Raw genomic sequence first — 15,773 nt, 5'->3', positions numbered from 1 at the left:
ATTATACTAGCTGCAAAACTAAATGCACTATATTCAAGCATTCTTCATTTATTTTATTTCAGCTTTATTTTTTAGCGCACCTAAATAGTGCATGTATCTATAAAAATGTATAAGAAACATAGCTTTTTATAGCAAATATGCTGCTTTTTCTTACTTTTGTTATATTTTTACTTGTTTTTGGCTAAAAATTGAGCTTTTTTTAGTAGATATCAGTAAAGAAAATTTTGCGATTCATTTGGGATTGTATGCCTATTATGAGGCATTTTCTTTAAATCTACTTTCAATAGAAAAGTTTATATAAAGCTTAATTATTCAAGTGATGTTTTTTTCATCAAGCATTTTACCTCTCTTTGACCTTAATTTTTTCATTTTTAAGTTTTACTCTAAAAAATAGCCTTTTAAATCTTTCTATGAGTAAGCCTATTACTTTAAATCATTATAAAATTTTATTTAATTTTCTACAGGTTTTTAAAGCCAATAAATTGAGCGAAATTGTTGCGCCGAATGGGGCTATTTTTTGCTATGATGAAGCGTGCTTTATTTTCACACAATGAAATCAATGATTTAGTTGTGTCAGGCAAGTGCTTGCAACACGTATAAATAAAGTACGATCTGGACCACATTAGCACAGTTAAGTGCATTAATTTCAATAGGTTAAGCTCATGCTTTTAATGATCGACAACTATGACTCCTTTACTTATAACATCGTCCAATATTTTGGCGAACTGAATCAAGAAGTAAAAGTAGTCCGTAATGATGCCGTGACATTGGAAGATATAGAGCGATGGCAACCTAAGTATTTAGTGATTGGCCCCGGCCCGTGCTCGCCAAGTGAGGCAGGAATTTCTATTCCTGCCATTCAGCATTTTGCTGGCAAAATTCCTTTACTGGGCGTTTGTCTTGGTCATCAAAGTATTGGGCAGGCATTTGGCGGTGATATCGTGCGTGCCAAACGTGTCATGCATGGCCGTCTGTCTGATATGTACCACAGTGATACCGGGATTTTCAGCAATCTTCCTTCTCCATTTCCTGCAACGCGCTATCATTCACTGGTGATTGATCAAGCTACCTTGCCCGAATGTCTGGAAGTCACCTGCTGGACCAATGAAGCGGATGGCTCTATGGAAGAAATTATGGGTGTGAAACATAAGACATTGCCGGTCGAAGGCGTGCAGTTCCATCCTGAATCGATTCTGAGCCAGCATGGTCATCAAATCTTTAAAAACTTTCTCGAAATTTATGCCTAAGAACATCTTATGAATATTCAACAAGCTTTAAGCAATATTACTAAAAACATTCACCTGACTCAGGATCAAATGCAAGACGTGATGCGCGCCATCATGTCAGGTGAAGCGACCGATGCCCAGATTGGTGCCCTGCTGATGGGCTTACGCCTAAAAGGCGAAAGCATTGATGAGATTACTGCAGCTGCACGTGTTATGCGTGAACTGGCTACCAAAATTGATGTCAGTGATATTCCATATTTAGTGGACATCGTGGGTACAGGCGGTGATGGCCAGAACCTGTTTAATGTTTCTACTGCTTCTGCATTTGTAATTGCAGCAGCGGGCGCAACCATTGCCAAACATGGTAACCGCGGCGTTTCGACCAAATCAGGTTCGTCGGATTTACTGGAACAGGCCGGGATTAACCTGGACCTGAATATGCAGCAGACTGAACGCTGTATCCGTGACGTTGGTGTCGGTTTCCTGTTTGCGCCGAATCATCATCAAGCCATGAAATATGCAATCGGCCCACGTAAAGAATTAGGAATTCGTAGTATTTTCAATTTACTTGGCCCGCTTACGAATCCGGCCGGAGTAAATCGTTTAGTCATTGGCGTATTTTCCAATGAACTCTGCCGTCCGATTGCGGAAGTCATGAAACAGCTCGGTGCTGAACATGTGATGGTGGTACATTCACGTGATGGTCTGGATGAAATCAGTATTGCCTCTTCAACTCATGTTGCTGAACTGAAAAATGGCGAAGTCACCGAATGGGAAATTATTCCTGAATCGGTCGATATTGAATCGCAAACTCTGACCGGACTGATTGTGGAAGATTCTGCGCAAAGTCTGGCTTTAATCAAAGATGCACTGGGCAAGAAAAAATCAGACATCGGCGATAAAGCCGCCAATATGATCGCGCTGAATGCCGGCGCAGGTATTTATGTCTCCGGTTTGACCAGCAGCTATAAGCAAGGTGTTGCGCTGGCACATGACATTATCTATGGCGGTCAGGCACTTGAGAAAATGAGTGTACTGTCTGAATTTACCAAAACTATTAAACATTACGAAGCTTAATTCGGTCAGGGATTTTGATCATGGTGGATATCGCAAATACAATTTTAGGCAAAATTGTTGACCGTAAAAAAGAAGAATTTGCCCTACGTTTAAAGCAGAAAAGCTATAAAGATCTGGAAGAACTGGCACAAGGTGCATCACCTGTGCGTGGTTTTGCCCAGTCTTTAGTGTCGAAACGTCCGGGTGTCATTGCTGAAATTAAGAAAGCTTCGCCATCCAAGGGCATTATTCGCGAGAACTTTAACCCTGCGGAAATTGCAGCACAGTATCAGGAGGCAGGTGCAGCCTGTTTATCGGTGCTGACCGATGTAGACTTTTTCCAGGGTCACGATGACAACATTCAGATTGCCCGTTCACATTGCGACCTGCCTGCACTGCGCAAAGACTTTCTGATCGATCCTTATGGAGTTATCGAAGCACGTGCCCTGCATGCAGACTGTATCTTGCTAATTGTGGCTTGCCTGTCTGACCAGCAGTTAGAAGAAATGTCTAAAACTGCATTTGAACATCATCTGGATGTACTGGTTGAAGTTCACGATGAAGAAGAACTATCCCGTGCTTTAAAACTTTCTGATCGTTGTCTGCTCGGTGTAAATAACCGTAATTTAAAAACCTTTGATGTGGATTTAAACACATCATTACGTTTGAAAAAATTACTGGACCCTTCACGCCTGCTGGTGACTGAAAGTGGTATTGCCACACCTGCGGATGTTGCGATGATGCAGAAAAATGATATTCACGCCTTTCTGGTCGGCGAAAGCTTCATGAAACAGCCACGTCCGGATCATGCTTTCCGTGATCTGTTTGGTGAGCCTGAAGTGGTTTAAAGTTGTAAATGCTTACCTAAGCATTAAAAAAGCCCAATCTCAGGATTGGGCTTTTTTATTTTCAATATTGAAAAGTAGACCATAGAATCTCGAGCATATTTAAAATCCTCAGCAATGTCATGAACGCAATTCAGTTCTCCTTTGTCTATTTTCAGACTATAATTCTTGTAAATTCCGCATCTCCCTTGTTTTTACATTATGAGTAAACACGATTCTTCATTATCTAAAGACCAGTACAACCTGCTGAAATCTTTTAAGAAGCAAATTACACAGCCGCAAACGCCTGCGGTCGTTGCTGCACCTGTTGAAAAGACTGTCGAGCAAGAAGCGTTAGAAGAACTGGAATTATTCCGCAAGCAAATGCAGGGCGTGCAAAAAATTGAATCGGGAAATACGGTTCAACTAGACAAGCCACGCAAGAAAAAACCGGATGCACAAATCTTGGCAAAGCGTGCAGCGGCTACTGGTCCGATGGAAACAGAAGCAATGGCTTTATCAGATACGCAGGCCATGCTCAATCCTGTCGGGAGTCAGGCCAACTTGAGCTATCGCATTGCCACCTTGCAGCATAAAGTGTTTGAAGACTTGAAAGCCGGTAACTTGCGTTGGTTTGAAGCTGTGGATCTGCATGGCTGTACCGTAGAAGAAGCGCGTCAAGCCGTGCTGCAGATTATCCAGATCGCCAAAGATGAAAACCAGAACGTGATTAAAATCGTACATGGTAAAGGTCCGGAAGCGATTTTAAAAACCTATGTCAACGGCTGGCTACGTCAGCATCGCGATGTTTTGGCTTTTGTCAGTGCACCTGAAAAGCAAGGCGGTACCGGTGCAGTATTGGTTCTGCTCAAACGTACAGAAAAGAATCCAAAGTTCAAACAGTAAACGGTTTTAGCCTCAAAACAAGGCATTGTAAAAGTTTTCTGCTACAATGCCGTCCTTGTTCATTCTCAGTTTAAGTGAATACGTCATATGACTATGCAGCAATCCTACGCAAACATTCTTACTGCCGTTGGCGAAGATCTAAATCGCCCTGGTCTCAAAGATACGCCTGTGCGCGCTGCGAAAGCATTTTCATATTTAACCTCGGGTTATAGCCAGACACTTGAAGAAGTGACCAACAAGGCGGTCTTCCCTTCAGATAACCGTGAAATGGTCTTGGTCAAAAACATCGAATTTTATTCGCTATGTGAGCATCACTTATTGCCATTTTATGGCCGCGTGCATATCGCCTATTTGCCGGAAGGTCATGTTTTAGGCCTGTCTAAATTTGCCCGCATTACTGAAATGTTTGCACGCCGTTTGCAGATTCAGGAAAACCTGACTCAGCAAATTGCAGAAGCCGTGGCTGAAGTCACCAAAGCACGTGGTGTTGCCGTAGTCATTGATTCTGCGCACATGTGCATGATGATGCGCGGTGTAGGCAAGCAGGAATCAACCACACGTACGGTATCATTTATTGGTGATTTTAAAACCGATAAAGAAACACGCCGTGAATTTTTAAGTGCGGTTCCAGAAAGCTATTAATTATTTAAGCTTAAAAATAAGTTACTCAAAACCTCGATCATTCGGGGTTTTTTGCTTTTGGAGGAATAGATATCAATACTTAACTCCAAAGCTCACTTGCTATAAATGACATCTGGTAACAGGGTTTAAATACCTGTCCCAAAACTTGCCATGTTTTAGTCTGGAACTCGAACAATTCCTGCTTGTGTTTGCAACAAGCCTACACTTGGATACACGATAAAGTTTTAATCCTGCCGCTCTCCCCTTAAAGTAATTTGAAGTTGATATACAGCAAAGCGCTTTATATCTTTCTGATTGATTTTTAATGATAAGGAAAGTAACCATGGCGAATAGTAAAAATAACCAGGCGAAAGACAGCAAAAAATCAGCAAAAACTGCTAAAAAGACCCAAGATGAGAAACTGAAAAAGTCGAATAAGAGTAGTGACAAAGACAGTGATCGCAAAGTCACTAAAAAAGCGGCGAGCAGTAAATCTAAAGCGGCATCTTCTAAGAAAGACAATGCCAGCAAAGATGAAAAAGTGAAGGCGAAGAAAAATTCGAGCTCAAAAGCCAGTGATAAAGCGAAAGACCAAAAGACCTCTTCCGCGAAAAAACCGGCTAAAGCGAAAAGCAGCAACAAGAGTAAAGACGACACTAAAGTGAAAAAGTCTTCTTCAAAAAAATCGGCGCCTGCTAAAAAGCAGTCGAGTAGCTCCTCTAAGAGCAAGTCAACCAAGGCTAAAACCTCGAAGACCAGTTCAAAAAAATCGAAGTAAAATGAAAGCCCCTAGCTCTAAATGACAGGGGCTTTTCTGTATCCTGCCCCTTTATTTTTATAATTTGTATTAGCTGAAATATTGAGCAATTTTAAATTTCAGAAAAGGCCGAATATGAAGCCATCTGCCAAAGTAGCGCCACCAAAACGCCCGTCACGTGTAGTTTCGAATAGTTTTGATTATTCTCTGGACTTTGCAAAGGTTAATTTCCGCAAACGACCGGAGCTCTACCGGATTGGCCGTGGTGAACAAGGTGTATTACTGGTTGAGCCTTATAAATCAGAAATCCTGCCGCACTGGCGCTTTGCAGATGAAGAAAAAGCACAAGCCAGTAGCGAGAAAATCTATCAGCTTTTTCTAGACTATTTAAAGCAAGAAGATTTTATCGGTGCGGACATGGCACGCAAGTTTTTACAGATGGGTTTCACCCGTGCCCGACGTTATGCCAATCATAAAGGTGGCAAAAAATACGATGGCCCGGTTCCGGAGGATAAAAAAGGCTTGAGTGGTGCGCATGGCCGTTCCGAGCTGCCACGTAATCATGAAGATCCGGTTAAAGCCGCTGCTGCCAAAATCTTTAAACAGAAATGGGATGAAGCTAAAAATCATCCCGAATATCTCCAGCAAAAACAGAAATTTCAGGAATTTATAGAGCAGCAGTCTGCAACTGGCTAAAAACCTTTCATTTAAACTGAGAGTGGCTGTGCGACAGGGTTCAAGGACTGATGAGCAATATAAACTCTGTTACGCCCGTTGTTCTTCGCCATATACAAGGCAGAATCTGCCGCATTCAGGAAGCGCTGATAATCCGGATGTCCATCATAAAGCACACAACCAATACTGACCGTAAATTTAAACTGCTGGCCTTGTGCCGAATTAATCATGCCATTTTCAATATATTTACGAATACTTTCGGCAATATTGAGGGCACGTTTCTCATCAGTATCCACCAGTAATAGCAAAAACTCTTCACCGCCGACCCGGAAAGCATAATCACTGCCCTGACTGTATTTTTGCAATGCTTCGGCCAGAAATTTCAAGGCCAGATCACCTGCTGCATGTCCGAATTTGTCATTAATACTTTTGAAATAATCAGCATCAATGGCAAGTAAAGACAAAGGCGTATGATTCTTACGGGAAAAAGTGATTTCACGTGAAATAATGGTATTCAAATAACGACGATTCAATAACTGGGTCAATGAATCATTACCTGATTCAATATATTCGGCCACCTGAAATAACTGATCTACTAACAACTGAATCTCACGGTTCAAGTCACGGATTCGTTGGATCAGTCCCAGCATATTGTTTTTGTCCGTACAGTCCATAATATCTTGATTAAGTTCATCGACTTGATAAATTCGCTCAATGATTAAATCGACCTGATCAGAACCGGTAAAAGCATAAGAGGCTTTATGAATAAACCATAAACCAAACTCCGACTTGGACAACATCGGATGATTCAATTTTTCATGCTCAGAAAAGACCTTGAACATGAGCTCATTTTCCCAGTCTAGCAATGAACTGCGCTGTTTATCTTTTTGTACGGCCACATCCTGCATTGCTGAAAAAACACGATAACTGTGTTTAATTTCCTGATTCATGGCTGTTTTAGCTTCATAAGATCGGCACATGACTTCTGTGGCAAATCCCATGATCTGGACAATATAACTGCAGGTGGTCAACATACTGTGGTGAGGATTCTCATCCAGCAGTTCAAACATTTTACGCTCAATTTCACGCACACCGCGCATGATCAGCCAAGACGGAATTCCGACACGCGCATGCACATGCCCCACCATCGCCTGTTTCTGCACGGCATCGGCATAGCGTTTATTAATTCCCACACTAAAGCTTTCAAGTAGCCAAGCATTTAAAGTGTCGCGCAAGCGCTGTTGAATCAAGTCATCAGAAAAGAATTCTGCAGATTCCTTTTCAAGGAGCATGTTTTTATAGAATTCTTCCACCAGAATCAGGGAGTGATCTTGAATAAAGTGAAAGGCATGCAATAAGTCATCAGATGAATAATTTTGACAGATCTGTTCCCATTGCTCGGCCAGTCTTGCCATGCATTCATTATTCATACTGTGTGTTCCCCAAAACCTTGCAATTCGCACTCACATTATGTGACAAATATAACAAATATCAGGTATTTTTCCTAAAATATCGACCAGATTATTTGTACCCAACCTAGCCAATTTTTTTATACAAGGGAAAACCGAACAGCAACCTCATGGATACACAGCACTTTATGAATAGTGTTAATCAGTTTTAACTCAATCTTAAAAATACCGGATCAAACCAAGACTCCACTGATCCCAGTCTTTGGACTGCTGTTGCTGATATTCCCAAGACAGCCGAAGCGCATGTTGTGGATTGAATGCATATTGGAGTTCAGTATTCAGTTTCAGCTGCCAGCGATGCGAATCTTCCCAATAAGGCAGTTCCACCTGCACCAGACTGTTGATCTGATCGCTCCAGATATTCTGGCACCCCACAGTAGGGCCAGCACCTACGCGCCAGCCTTGATCCAGTGCCTTGCCTGCCTGTAGCTGAGTTTGCATTTGCGCATAACATAGATGTTCACGGCTGGCATTTGCCCAGCTATAACCACCCTGAGTTTTTAAGCTGGCGACGCCATGCTGTTCATCTTCACTAAACTGGCCATGCGCATCCAGTGCCTCCTGTTTCCAGCCCAGATTAAAACCCCAGGATAATGGCGTATTAAACGGATTGACCGGGTTATAGGAATTGACAGTAAATAGATCCAGATGTTCCAGCTTGAGCTCACTGTCACGATATTGCAAAGCCCCATCTAGAAACAACAATTGTGTTCCGGTTCGAAAACCACCTTGCGGGTCGATGAGATCATGATAGGCCTGCCGATGGCCAAGCTGGACAAAGGATTCACCCTGAACCTGTCCGGCCTGAAGACTGATATTTCGTGCATGATGGCTTTGTACTGGATCTGTTTTTGGACGTTCCGGCGCTTTACGCTGTTTCTCGATATCCAGCTGGCTTCTTAAACCCAGTAACTTGCGGAAACGTGGCTGGGAAAATGATTTATCGACTGTTTGTCGGAGAAAGTCCAGATATAAATGATCATAGGCCATTTCCAGAATTTTGGCCTGATCTTCTGCCGGATAGGGCTGCAAGATTGAAGGCATTGCACCTGTTTCTGCATAAGCCAGCTGATGCGCAGTTTTTGCCAGCGCTTTGCCATGCTGTCTGGACTGTGCCAGCAATTGAGTTTCAAGCGCCGGACGGTAAACTTTCTGTTTGATCAAGCCCTGCTGTTCTACTACTTTTAGTGTTTCAATCGGAATCGCAGTCGAATTAAACTGTTTCTGTAGATTTAGCTCGGGACGTACCAGATCAAACAGTCCCAGTAGGCGATAAGCGCAATTATCACTGATAAAATAATAAGGGAAACTTACATTTTGCATTTCCCAGAGATGCTGTACCAAAAACCTGGTTTCTTGCGGACTTAAGTTTAATTCATATTCCCACAAATCCCGGCTTTCAAAGTCACCATACTCTTTGACCTTGCGGTAATACGGCATCAGTGAATATTCACCCGGATATTGTCCGGTTAGTCCTTTCCAGGCAAAGGACCAGTTGTCATTGCCATCGACCGTCGCAGCATAGTTGACCGCATAAGAAATCAGATTGAGTTGTTGCTGGTCTTTAGGGTCCAGACGCAACAAGGTATGACCAAACATCGAGCTGGGATTACCCATAAAATCCGTGGCATAGATTAGGGTTGCCTGATAAGGCTTGACCTCGCCAATCCATTTATCCAAATCCGGGCAACTGACCGCAGGCAATTGTTGCTCGGAAATATTCAATTGCTGCATTAACCAGCTGCTGCGTGCAGGAAACTTACAGCGGACGGACTGATTCGGCTCTGCGCTCAGGAATAAAGCCTGAATGTTATGCTGCATTTCTTTTTTTAGATCAGTTTTTCCCTGCTCTGCCAGGAAATAGCCCGAATAGTTAACCTCGCTATGACCTTGGGGATTGGCATACATGAGACGTTGCCAGGTAGTGCTCTGATCCAGACGCTGAGTTTCGGCCTGAGCGATATAATGCTGGATGTCTGGATTAATTTCGCTAGAAAAACTTAAAGGGCTGAATGTCAGGCCCAACATGAAGAACGCATATTTCATTCAGTTAACTTATTCTCATCAATTTCTTTTAGTCATAAGAAAACCCTGCCAGAACAGCAGGGTTTTTAGGGTGCGGATCAGATGTAGGATTTCAATACTTCATCTTTGGCCATCACAGTTTGTAAGGTGCTTAAAACTTGTAATGTATTCTGGTTTTCTTCGGAATAAATTTCAGAGAAATTCTGCTTGGAAACGCTAAAGAAACGAGCTTTATCTTCAGATTTAATATTCAAAAGTTCAGCCAGAACATTCAGGCTTTCACCCTCTCCAACTGCCATATCACGCGCCAATGCTTCAGCGTTTTCATTGGTAAAGGTCACCACTTGAGCGGTTACGGTACCGCCCTGGCTACAACCTAAAGTACCAAAAGTGATCCCGAGCCACTGATTCGTGAACAGAACGTTGGTCGTACCTGCAAAGAGTTTAGGAATAATACCAGACTGACCCGCCCACACCTGGCTTCCGATACCACAACCGACATCTCGGTCAGCCATCGCCATGCTTGAACCAGTCGCCAATACCGCCGCCAGCATAATTTTTTTCAACATAGTTATTCTCCAATTATTCTCATGCAATCTTTGTTATTACTCTAATAATGTAATTTAAATTACATACTCAGCAGAGTAGCGACAAGTCAAGTTTGGCGCAATTGAAAAAATGTATGCTTTACATAAACATAACCTGATTGATTTTACTGTTCCTTGAGCGCCCAATCGCCTTGTGAATTACGCTGTCCCAAGATTTTCAGTACTAACACCAGACTCAGCAATAACAACAAATACCAGGAGCCCAGTTTGCCCCATCCCACCATATGCCATTGCTCAATCTGGCTTGGATAGAGCCAGATCTGGTAAAAGGTACTGATGTTCTCGGCAATCCAGATAATAAACGCCAGAATCAGCAGTACGGGTAACATCGGCAACTGAAAAGCATGCTGATTCAGCTGAAAGCGGATTTTGGTTTTCCAGAACATCAGCACACTCCAGACAAATAAAAGCATGCGATAGTCGGAAATAAAAAACTTGCTCATAAAGTTGATATAAGACAAGACAGCCAAAGCCAGCATATGACTGAAACGCGGCAATTTTTCAAGTGAAACCTGATATAGACGTAAAGAACGGGCAAAAAAGCTGCCGACCGCAGAATACATAAAACCAGCAAATAAAGGCACGGTCAGGATTTTAAATACCGCGGGCTGTGGGTAATGCCAGGAAGCAATTGCCGGATGGGTCAGGAAGATTTCCATCACCATGGCCATGAGATGAAATAACGCAATCACTTTGGCTTCAGCCCAGGATTCCAGTTTGGTATAGAGCAATATCACCTGAATCAGCAAAGCAAAAAAAAGCAGATAGTCATACCGGTAAAAACCAAAGAAGAGATCGCTGCCCATAGAAGCAGTCAGCGCAAAAGCGAGCAGGAGTAAAATCCCAAATAAGGCAGCCGAAGCTGCCTTATAAGTAAATTCAAACCCTGATTTGAATAGATCGATCAAGGTTTACATCCTAAAGATATTTGGCACTATACTCATGTACGGTATCAATAAATGCTTTTGGATTCGCCGGATCAACCCACTGGGTAATACCATGACCTAAATTGGCAACATAACCGGTTTTCTCGCCATTGGCATAGGCATCATCCAGCATGGCTTTTGTCGCTTTAATGATGGTGTCTGATGAACCATATAAAGTTGCAGGATCCAGGTTACCCTGAAGTGCTGCACGACCAGCAACCGTTTGACGAGCGACATTCAATGGCATGGTCCAGTCCAGACCAAATGCATCTGCGCCTGTCGTAATCATCGGTTCCAACCATTGACCTCCACCTTTGGTAAACAGAATTACCGGAATCTTGCGGCCGTCTTTCTCACGTTGCAAACCAGCGACAATCTTCTGCATATAGTTCAGCGAGAACTCGATATATTCACGATGTGCTAATGCCCCACCCCAACTATCAAAGATCTGTACCGCTTGTGCACCCGCATCGATCTGCGCATTCAAATATTCAGTCACTGCATCAGCCAGACGATCCAGTAAAGCATGCAAAACTTCAGGCTGCGCATACATCATCTGTTTGGTAAAACGGAAATCCTTGCTTGAACCGCCTTCGACCATATACGTTGCCAGAGTCCATGGACTGCCCGAGAAACCAATCAGAGGAACCTGACCGCCCAAGGCTGAACGAATGGTCGAAACGGCATTCATCACATAATCCAGATCCGACTTGGCATTAAATGCAGGCAGATTGGCGACATCCTGTTCGGTACGGATGGTCTTGTGAAATTTCGGGCCTTCACCGGCTTCAAAATACAGCCCCAGTCCCAAAGCATCCGGAACCGTCAAGATATCCGAGAATAAAATCGCGGCATCAAGATCATAACGGCGTAAAGGCTGCAAAGTTACTTCACAGGCCAGTTCAGTATTCTTGCAAAGCGAAAGGAAATCTCCTGCCTTGGTACGCGTTTCGCGGTACTCAGGCAAATAACGGCCAGCCTGACGCATCATCCATACTGGCGTAGCATCTACAGGCTCACGCAACAATGCGCGCAGAAAACGATCATTTTTTAAGGTCGTCATTCACATTCCCATCTTTCTTTGACATTGCCAACATCATAGCAAAAAGGCCGCAGTTTTAATAACTTCTGGCAACTTTAAAAACCGATCGGATTGAACGGCAACCTAGTGATTTACACAAAACAACTACTGCATCTCCACATTTTTTCTGTAATACTTATAGTGTTTTTTCACATAGTTAAAGAAATAATTCTTAAGGTTGAGTTACATGTTCGTTCGCACAATGCTCGCTGTGAGTCTAGGTTGCATTTTCGCAGGTCAAGTTTTTGCCGCGTCTACTGCTGAACAACCATTAAAACCCCAAGTGGTGACTGATGTTGCAGTGCAAGATCCGATTGATCCATTAGCAACTGAAGCTTCAGCGGCCCAAGCAGCACCTGCAGAAGCGCAAATTACCGCACAAGAACAACAAGACTTAAAACAGGCATCTGAAGCGCTGAATGAGCTACAGGATACCGAAGATCAGACTGCTTCTATTGGCGCAGCACCAAATACCAAAGCATCGACTAACTCTGCAGCGACCAAAGCTTCGTGGACTTTAGACGGCTTAAATAATGCCCAGTGGTATGAAAATATCGGTGCAGGTCAATTCCCAGTTTACGCACGTGCACATGTCATGCTGAATAATGCCCATGCATCACCGGGGGCGATTGACGGAACCAGCGGTAAAAATACACTAAAAGCCATTGCATCTTTCCAGCAAATGAATGGCATTAAACCGACAGGTGTTTTGACTCAGGAAACCTGGGATAAACTAGTTGCACGTCAGGGTTCTAAGCCAGCCTTTGTTGAATACACCATTACTGAAAAAGATCTGGCAGGCCCATTTGCCAAGTCTATTCCTTCAGATTATGCGTTACAGGCGAAAATGAAAGGCTTGTACTACACACGTGTCAGTGAAATGTTGAGTGAAAAATTCCATATGGATGAGAATTTCTTAAAGAAACTCAATCCAAATGCTAACTTTAATAAAGTTGGGGAAAAATTACTGGTCAGTAATGTACGTAATGACTTGCCTGAAGGTATTCACTTGATTGTTGCACATAAAGGTGCGAAACAACTGTACTTATTTAACAGTAAAAATCAAATGATCGCGTCATTCCCTGCCACCATTGGTAGTGCGGATACACCATCTCCGACCGGAACCTATAAAGTAACAGGTGTTGCACCAAACCCTTGGTACAGCTACTCACCGTCTAACTTTGTACAAGGTAAAAACTTAAAACCACTGTCTTTACCACCGGGTCCTAACGGTCCTGTCGGGAATATCTGGATTGGTTTAAGCAAGAAATCATTCGGTATTCACGGGACACCAAATCCATCTACCATTTCGAAAACAGCGTCACATGGTTGTATTCGTTTAACTAACTGGGATGCCAATGATCTTGGCCGTAAAGTCAAATCTGGCGTAACGGTTCGTTTCTTAGAATGATGACCGGTCTAACGATTTAAATAAAACAGCCTGCTTTTGAGCGGGCTTTTTTATTCCTTATGTTTACTCGCAGCTCTGTCGTTGCAAAAATGCAATGATCTGTCGCCTATTTGAGATTTTTTCAATTATAAAACGACAGTATGATGATCTCAAGTTAAAAATAATGTCGAGATAAAATCATGAATGCTTTTCTACATCCGAGCGAAAATCGTGGTCATGTAAAAATGGGCTGGCTGGAGTCTAAACACAGCTTCTCATTTGGTAACTGGTATAGCCCAAAGTATATGGGTGTCAGTGCTTTACGCGTTATTAATGATGATCTAATTGATGGACATCAGGGTTTTGGAACACATCCACATGACAATATGGAAATCCTGACCTGTGTGCTGAAAGGAGCCATTACCCATCAGGATAGCATGGGCAATCATGGCGGAATCGCTGCGGGTGAATGGCAACTGATGAGTGCAGGAACCGGTGTGCGACACAGTGAAATGAACCAAGGCGACGAACAGGTCCATTTACTGCAAATCTGGATTATTCCAAATGAACGTGATGCCAAGCCGAACTATCAGCAAATCCGTCTGGATCCACATGAGCAACCGAACCAGTGGCATTTGATTTGTGGTCCGAATGACAATGCACCGATGCATATTCGTCAGAATGCCGAAGTCAAAACTACGGTGATTCACCAAGGCCAAAGTCTGGAAGTGAAAGCGACCCAGCATATTAATTATGTCCATGTCATTTCTGGCGCTATCCAGATTGCTGAACATAAGATTGAAGCTGGCGGCGCAATTGCTTTTCTGGATGACACAGAAATTAAAGCAAGCGAAGATGCGCAAGTGATCTGGTTTGACTTACCTGAAGTACCAAACTAAACTTTTAATAAGGCTCCCTCTACAAAGGCTATTGATCATTTTGATGAATAGCCTTTTTTATACATAGAATAATGAATAAAAAATAATAGTTCGCAAAATCATAATAAGGCTGCTTAACCAATAAAATTATGCCTACGACGTATACAAATCCAACCAATTCTCATCACATTTTTACCTAAGCAATGCATTATTTAGGTGAATATAAACTGATCCCTTTCCATGGAATCCAGTGCTGTATAGCTTTGATCATTCACGACTGGTTTGATATTGTCTTTTGCAGGCATAAAGTGAATTAATCTTTTCATGTAGGTTAAATAAATAGAAGAGCATATCCGTATGAACCAAATTTTAGAGATTCAAAGCAGCCCGCAGCAAGCTTTGCTTTATTTATTAGCCTTTTTAAAACAACAAGATTATCAGTTTACGACCATTACACCGCTTTCCCACCAGCGAATTCTGAATCGAAAAAAGAATGAAATTTATAAGCACAGAACCCATCAGGATATCTTTGGCTGGAATCTAAACTTTAAAAAAACTGATCTTGATTCTGCCCTTTTTACATTATTGCAAGAACATCAGCTTCTACAGGTTCAGGAAGATCAATACTTGAGTCAGGTTCGGGTTTCTTCACTCGATGGCGAACTCTTTATTCATTCAGCTTTTCCGACTACTCAGCAAGATGCGGTATTTTTTGGTCCGGATACTTATCGCTTTATCTATCATCTCAAGCAATATCTAGCTGCTCAGACTCACCCTTTCAAACGGGTCGTGGAAATGTGTTGTGGCACTTCAGCAGCCGCAATCAGTATTGCCAGACATTTTCCAGATGTTAATGAAATTATGGTTGCAGACCTGAATCCCAAAGCCTTGCTCTATAGCCAGATTAATATCAGTTTTTCCGGCTTAAACCATATTCATCCGGTTCAAAGTAATTTATTTTCCAATCTTGATGGAAAATTTGATCTGATTTTTGCTAATCCGCCGTATTTAATTGATCCAGATCAACGTCAATACCGTCATGGTGGTAATAAACTGGATGGCTGTGATTTATCATTCAGGATTATAAAAGAAGGTTTACAGCGACTGAATTCTGGTGGACGTTTATTCCTATATACTGGAGTGACCGTGACTGAGCATGGCAATCTGTTTTTGCAGCATCTTAAAGATTTGATGAAACAGCATCACAATATAACTTGGTCCTATGAGGAAATTGATCCGGATATTTTTGGTGAAGAACTGGAACAATCGGCTTACCAACATGTGGAAAGAATTGCGTTGGCATTAATCAAGATTGAAGTAGGCAATTAAAG

At 42.5% G+C, this 15,773-nt stretch carries 15 protein-coding genes; 10 read left to right on the top strand and 5 right to left on the bottom strand.

Annotated elements, in window-relative coordinates; translation table 11 throughout:
* Positions 1-662 precede the first annotated feature (662 nt).
* The 7 genes from MWG72_RS11880 (at position 663) to MWG72_RS11850 (ending at position 6,086) form a co-directional block, all read left to right on the top strand.
* Entirely contained in the window at positions 663-1,247 is a 585-nt protein-coding gene (locus MWG72_RS11880; RefSeq protein ID WP_004646400.1) for an anthranilate synthase component II, read from the top strand.
* A gap of 9 nt (positions 1,248-1,256) precedes the next feature.
* Complete coding sequence (trpD, locus tag MWG72_RS11875) at positions 1,257-2,303, top strand: anthranilate phosphoribosyltransferase (protein WP_064095533.1); 1,047 nt, start codon at positions 1,257-1,259, stop codon at positions 2,301-2,303.
* 20 nt (positions 2,304-2,323) lie between these two features.
* Positions 2,324-3,130 carry an indole-3-glycerol phosphate synthase TrpC gene (gene trpC / locus MWG72_RS11870; protein WP_247144122.1) on the top strand — a complete coding sequence of 269 codons (807 nt, stop codon included), beginning with the start codon at positions 2,324-2,326 and terminating at the stop codon, positions 3,128-3,130.
* A gap of 198 nt (positions 3,131-3,328) precedes the next feature.
* On the top strand, positions 3,329-4,012 hold the full coding sequence (locus MWG72_RS11865; protein ID WP_247144121.1) for a Smr/MutS family protein: 684 nt from the start codon (positions 3,329-3,331) through the stop codon (positions 4,010-4,012).
* A 93-nt stretch (positions 4,013-4,105) separates the two neighbouring features.
* Positions 4,106-4,654: a GTP cyclohydrolase I FolE gene (folE, locus tag MWG72_RS11860; RefSeq protein ID WP_171065034.1), complete on the top strand. Its 549-nt coding sequence runs from the start codon at positions 4,106-4,108 to the stop codon at positions 4,652-4,654.
* A gap of 322 nt (positions 4,655-4,976) precedes the next feature.
* Positions 4,977-5,411: a hypothetical protein gene (locus MWG72_RS11855; protein ID WP_004646396.1), complete on the top strand. Its 435-nt coding sequence runs from the start codon at positions 4,977-4,979 to the stop codon at positions 5,409-5,411.
* A 114-nt stretch (positions 5,412-5,525) separates the two neighbouring features.
* Positions 5,526-6,086, top strand: coding sequence for a DUF4385 domain-containing protein (locus tag MWG72_RS11850; protein WP_247144120.1), 561 nt, complete (start codon positions 5,526-5,528; stop codon positions 6,084-6,086).
* A gap of 11 nt (positions 6,087-6,097) precedes the next feature.
* Here the strand turns inward: MWG72_RS11850 and MWG72_RS11845 are convergent, their stop codons facing one another.
* From MWG72_RS11845 to hemE, 5 genes are all read right to left on the bottom strand, one after another.
* Positions 6,098-7,495 (bottom strand): diguanylate cyclase, encoded by a 1,398-nt coding sequence (locus MWG72_RS11845; RefSeq protein WP_247144119.1) that lies wholly within the window; start codon positions 7,493-7,495, stop codon positions 6,098-6,100.
* A gap of 198 nt (positions 7,496-7,693) precedes the next feature.
* The gene (locus MWG72_RS11840; protein WP_247144118.1) at positions 7,694-9,580 is read right to left on the bottom strand and encodes an Lnb N-terminal periplasmic domain-containing protein; all 1,887 of its coding nucleotides are present in this window, start codon (positions 9,578-9,580) and stop codon (positions 7,694-7,696) included.
* 77 nt (positions 9,581-9,657) lie between these two features.
* Positions 9,658-10,128, bottom strand: a complete 471-nt coding sequence (locus MWG72_RS11835) for a DUF3015 family protein (protein WP_004279577.1) — start codon at positions 10,126-10,128, stop codon at positions 9,658-9,660.
* Between the two features lie 143 nt (positions 10,129-10,271).
* Complete coding sequence (locus MWG72_RS11830; protein ID WP_247144117.1) at positions 10,272-11,075, bottom strand: DUF817 family protein; 804 nt, start codon at positions 11,073-11,075, stop codon at positions 10,272-10,274.
* A 10-nt stretch (positions 11,076-11,085) separates the two neighbouring features.
* Complete coding sequence (hemE, locus tag MWG72_RS11825; protein ID WP_180086664.1) at positions 11,086-12,156, bottom strand: uroporphyrinogen decarboxylase; 1,071 nt, start codon at positions 12,154-12,156, stop codon at positions 11,086-11,088.
* Between the two features lie 205 nt (positions 12,157-12,361).
* On the opposite strand from hemE, the gene MWG72_RS11820 reads away from it, so the two are divergent.
* The 3 genes from MWG72_RS11820 to MWG72_RS11810 all read left to right on the top strand — a co-directional run bounded on the left by MWG72_RS11820 (position 12,362) and on the right by MWG72_RS11810 (position 15,771).
* Positions 12,362-13,585, top strand: coding sequence for a L,D-transpeptidase family protein (locus MWG72_RS11820; protein WP_005246859.1), 1,224 nt, complete (start codon positions 12,362-12,364; stop codon positions 13,583-13,585).
* 179 nt (positions 13,586-13,764) lie between these two features.
* Positions 13,765-14,463, top strand: a complete 699-nt coding sequence (locus MWG72_RS11815; protein ID WP_247144116.1) for a pirin family protein — start codon at positions 13,765-13,767, stop codon at positions 14,461-14,463.
* A gap of 336 nt (positions 14,464-14,799) precedes the next feature.
* Positions 14,800-15,771, top strand: a complete 972-nt coding sequence (locus MWG72_RS11810; RefSeq protein WP_247144115.1) for a methyltransferase — start codon at positions 14,800-14,802, stop codon at positions 15,769-15,771.
* The last annotated feature ends 2 nt before the right edge of the window (positions 15,772-15,773 follow it).

Source organism: Acinetobacter lwoffii, from assembly GCF_022967985.1.
Lineage (GTDB): Bacteria > Pseudomonadota > Gammaproteobacteria > Pseudomonadales > Moraxellaceae > Acinetobacter.
This window is presented reverse-complemented; position numbering and strand designations above follow the sequence as displayed.

Coding starts and splice junctions, on each gene's coding strand:
- MWG72_RS11880 (WP_004646400.1), top strand. CDS start 663: ATGCTTTTAATGATCGACAACTATGACTCCTTTACTTATAACATCGTC.
- trpD (WP_064095533.1), top strand. CDS start 1,257: ATGAATATTCAACAAGCTTTAAGCAATATTACTAAAAACATTCACCTG.
- trpC (WP_247144122.1), top strand. CDS start 2,324: ATGGTGGATATCGCAAATACAATTTTAGGCAAAATTGTTGACCGTAAA.
- MWG72_RS11865 (WP_247144121.1), top strand. CDS start 3,329: ATGAGTAAACACGATTCTTCATTATCTAAAGACCAGTACAACCTGCTG.
- folE (WP_171065034.1), top strand. CDS start 4,106: ATGCAGCAATCCTACGCAAACATTCTTACTGCCGTTGGCGAAGATCTA.
- MWG72_RS11855 (WP_004646396.1), top strand. CDS start 4,977: ATGGCGAATAGTAAAAATAACCAGGCGAAAGACAGCAAAAAATCAGCA.
- MWG72_RS11850 (WP_247144120.1), top strand. CDS start 5,526: ATGAAGCCATCTGCCAAAGTAGCGCCACCAAAACGCCCGTCACGTGTA.
- MWG72_RS11845 (WP_247144119.1), bottom strand. CDS start 7,495: ATGAATAATGAATGCATGGCAAGACTGGCCGAGCAATGGGAACAGATC.
- MWG72_RS11840 (WP_247144118.1), bottom strand. CDS start 9,580: ATGAAATATGCGTTCTTCATGTTGGGCCTGACATTCAGCCCTTTAAGT.
- MWG72_RS11835 (WP_004279577.1), bottom strand. CDS start 10,128: ATGTTGAAAAAAATTATGCTGGCGGCGGTATTGGCGACTGGTTCAAGC.
- hemE (WP_180086664.1), bottom strand. CDS start 12,156: ATGACGACCTTAAAAAATGATCGTTTTCTGCGCGCATTGTTGCGTGAG.
- MWG72_RS11820 (WP_005246859.1), top strand. CDS start 12,362: ATGTTCGTTCGCACAATGCTCGCTGTGAGTCTAGGTTGCATTTTCGCA.
- MWG72_RS11815 (WP_247144116.1), top strand. CDS start 13,765: ATGAATGCTTTTCTACATCCGAGCGAAAATCGTGGTCATGTAAAAATG.
- MWG72_RS11810 (WP_247144115.1), top strand. CDS start 14,800: ATGAACCAAATTTTAGAGATTCAAAGCAGCCCGCAGCAAGCTTTGCTT.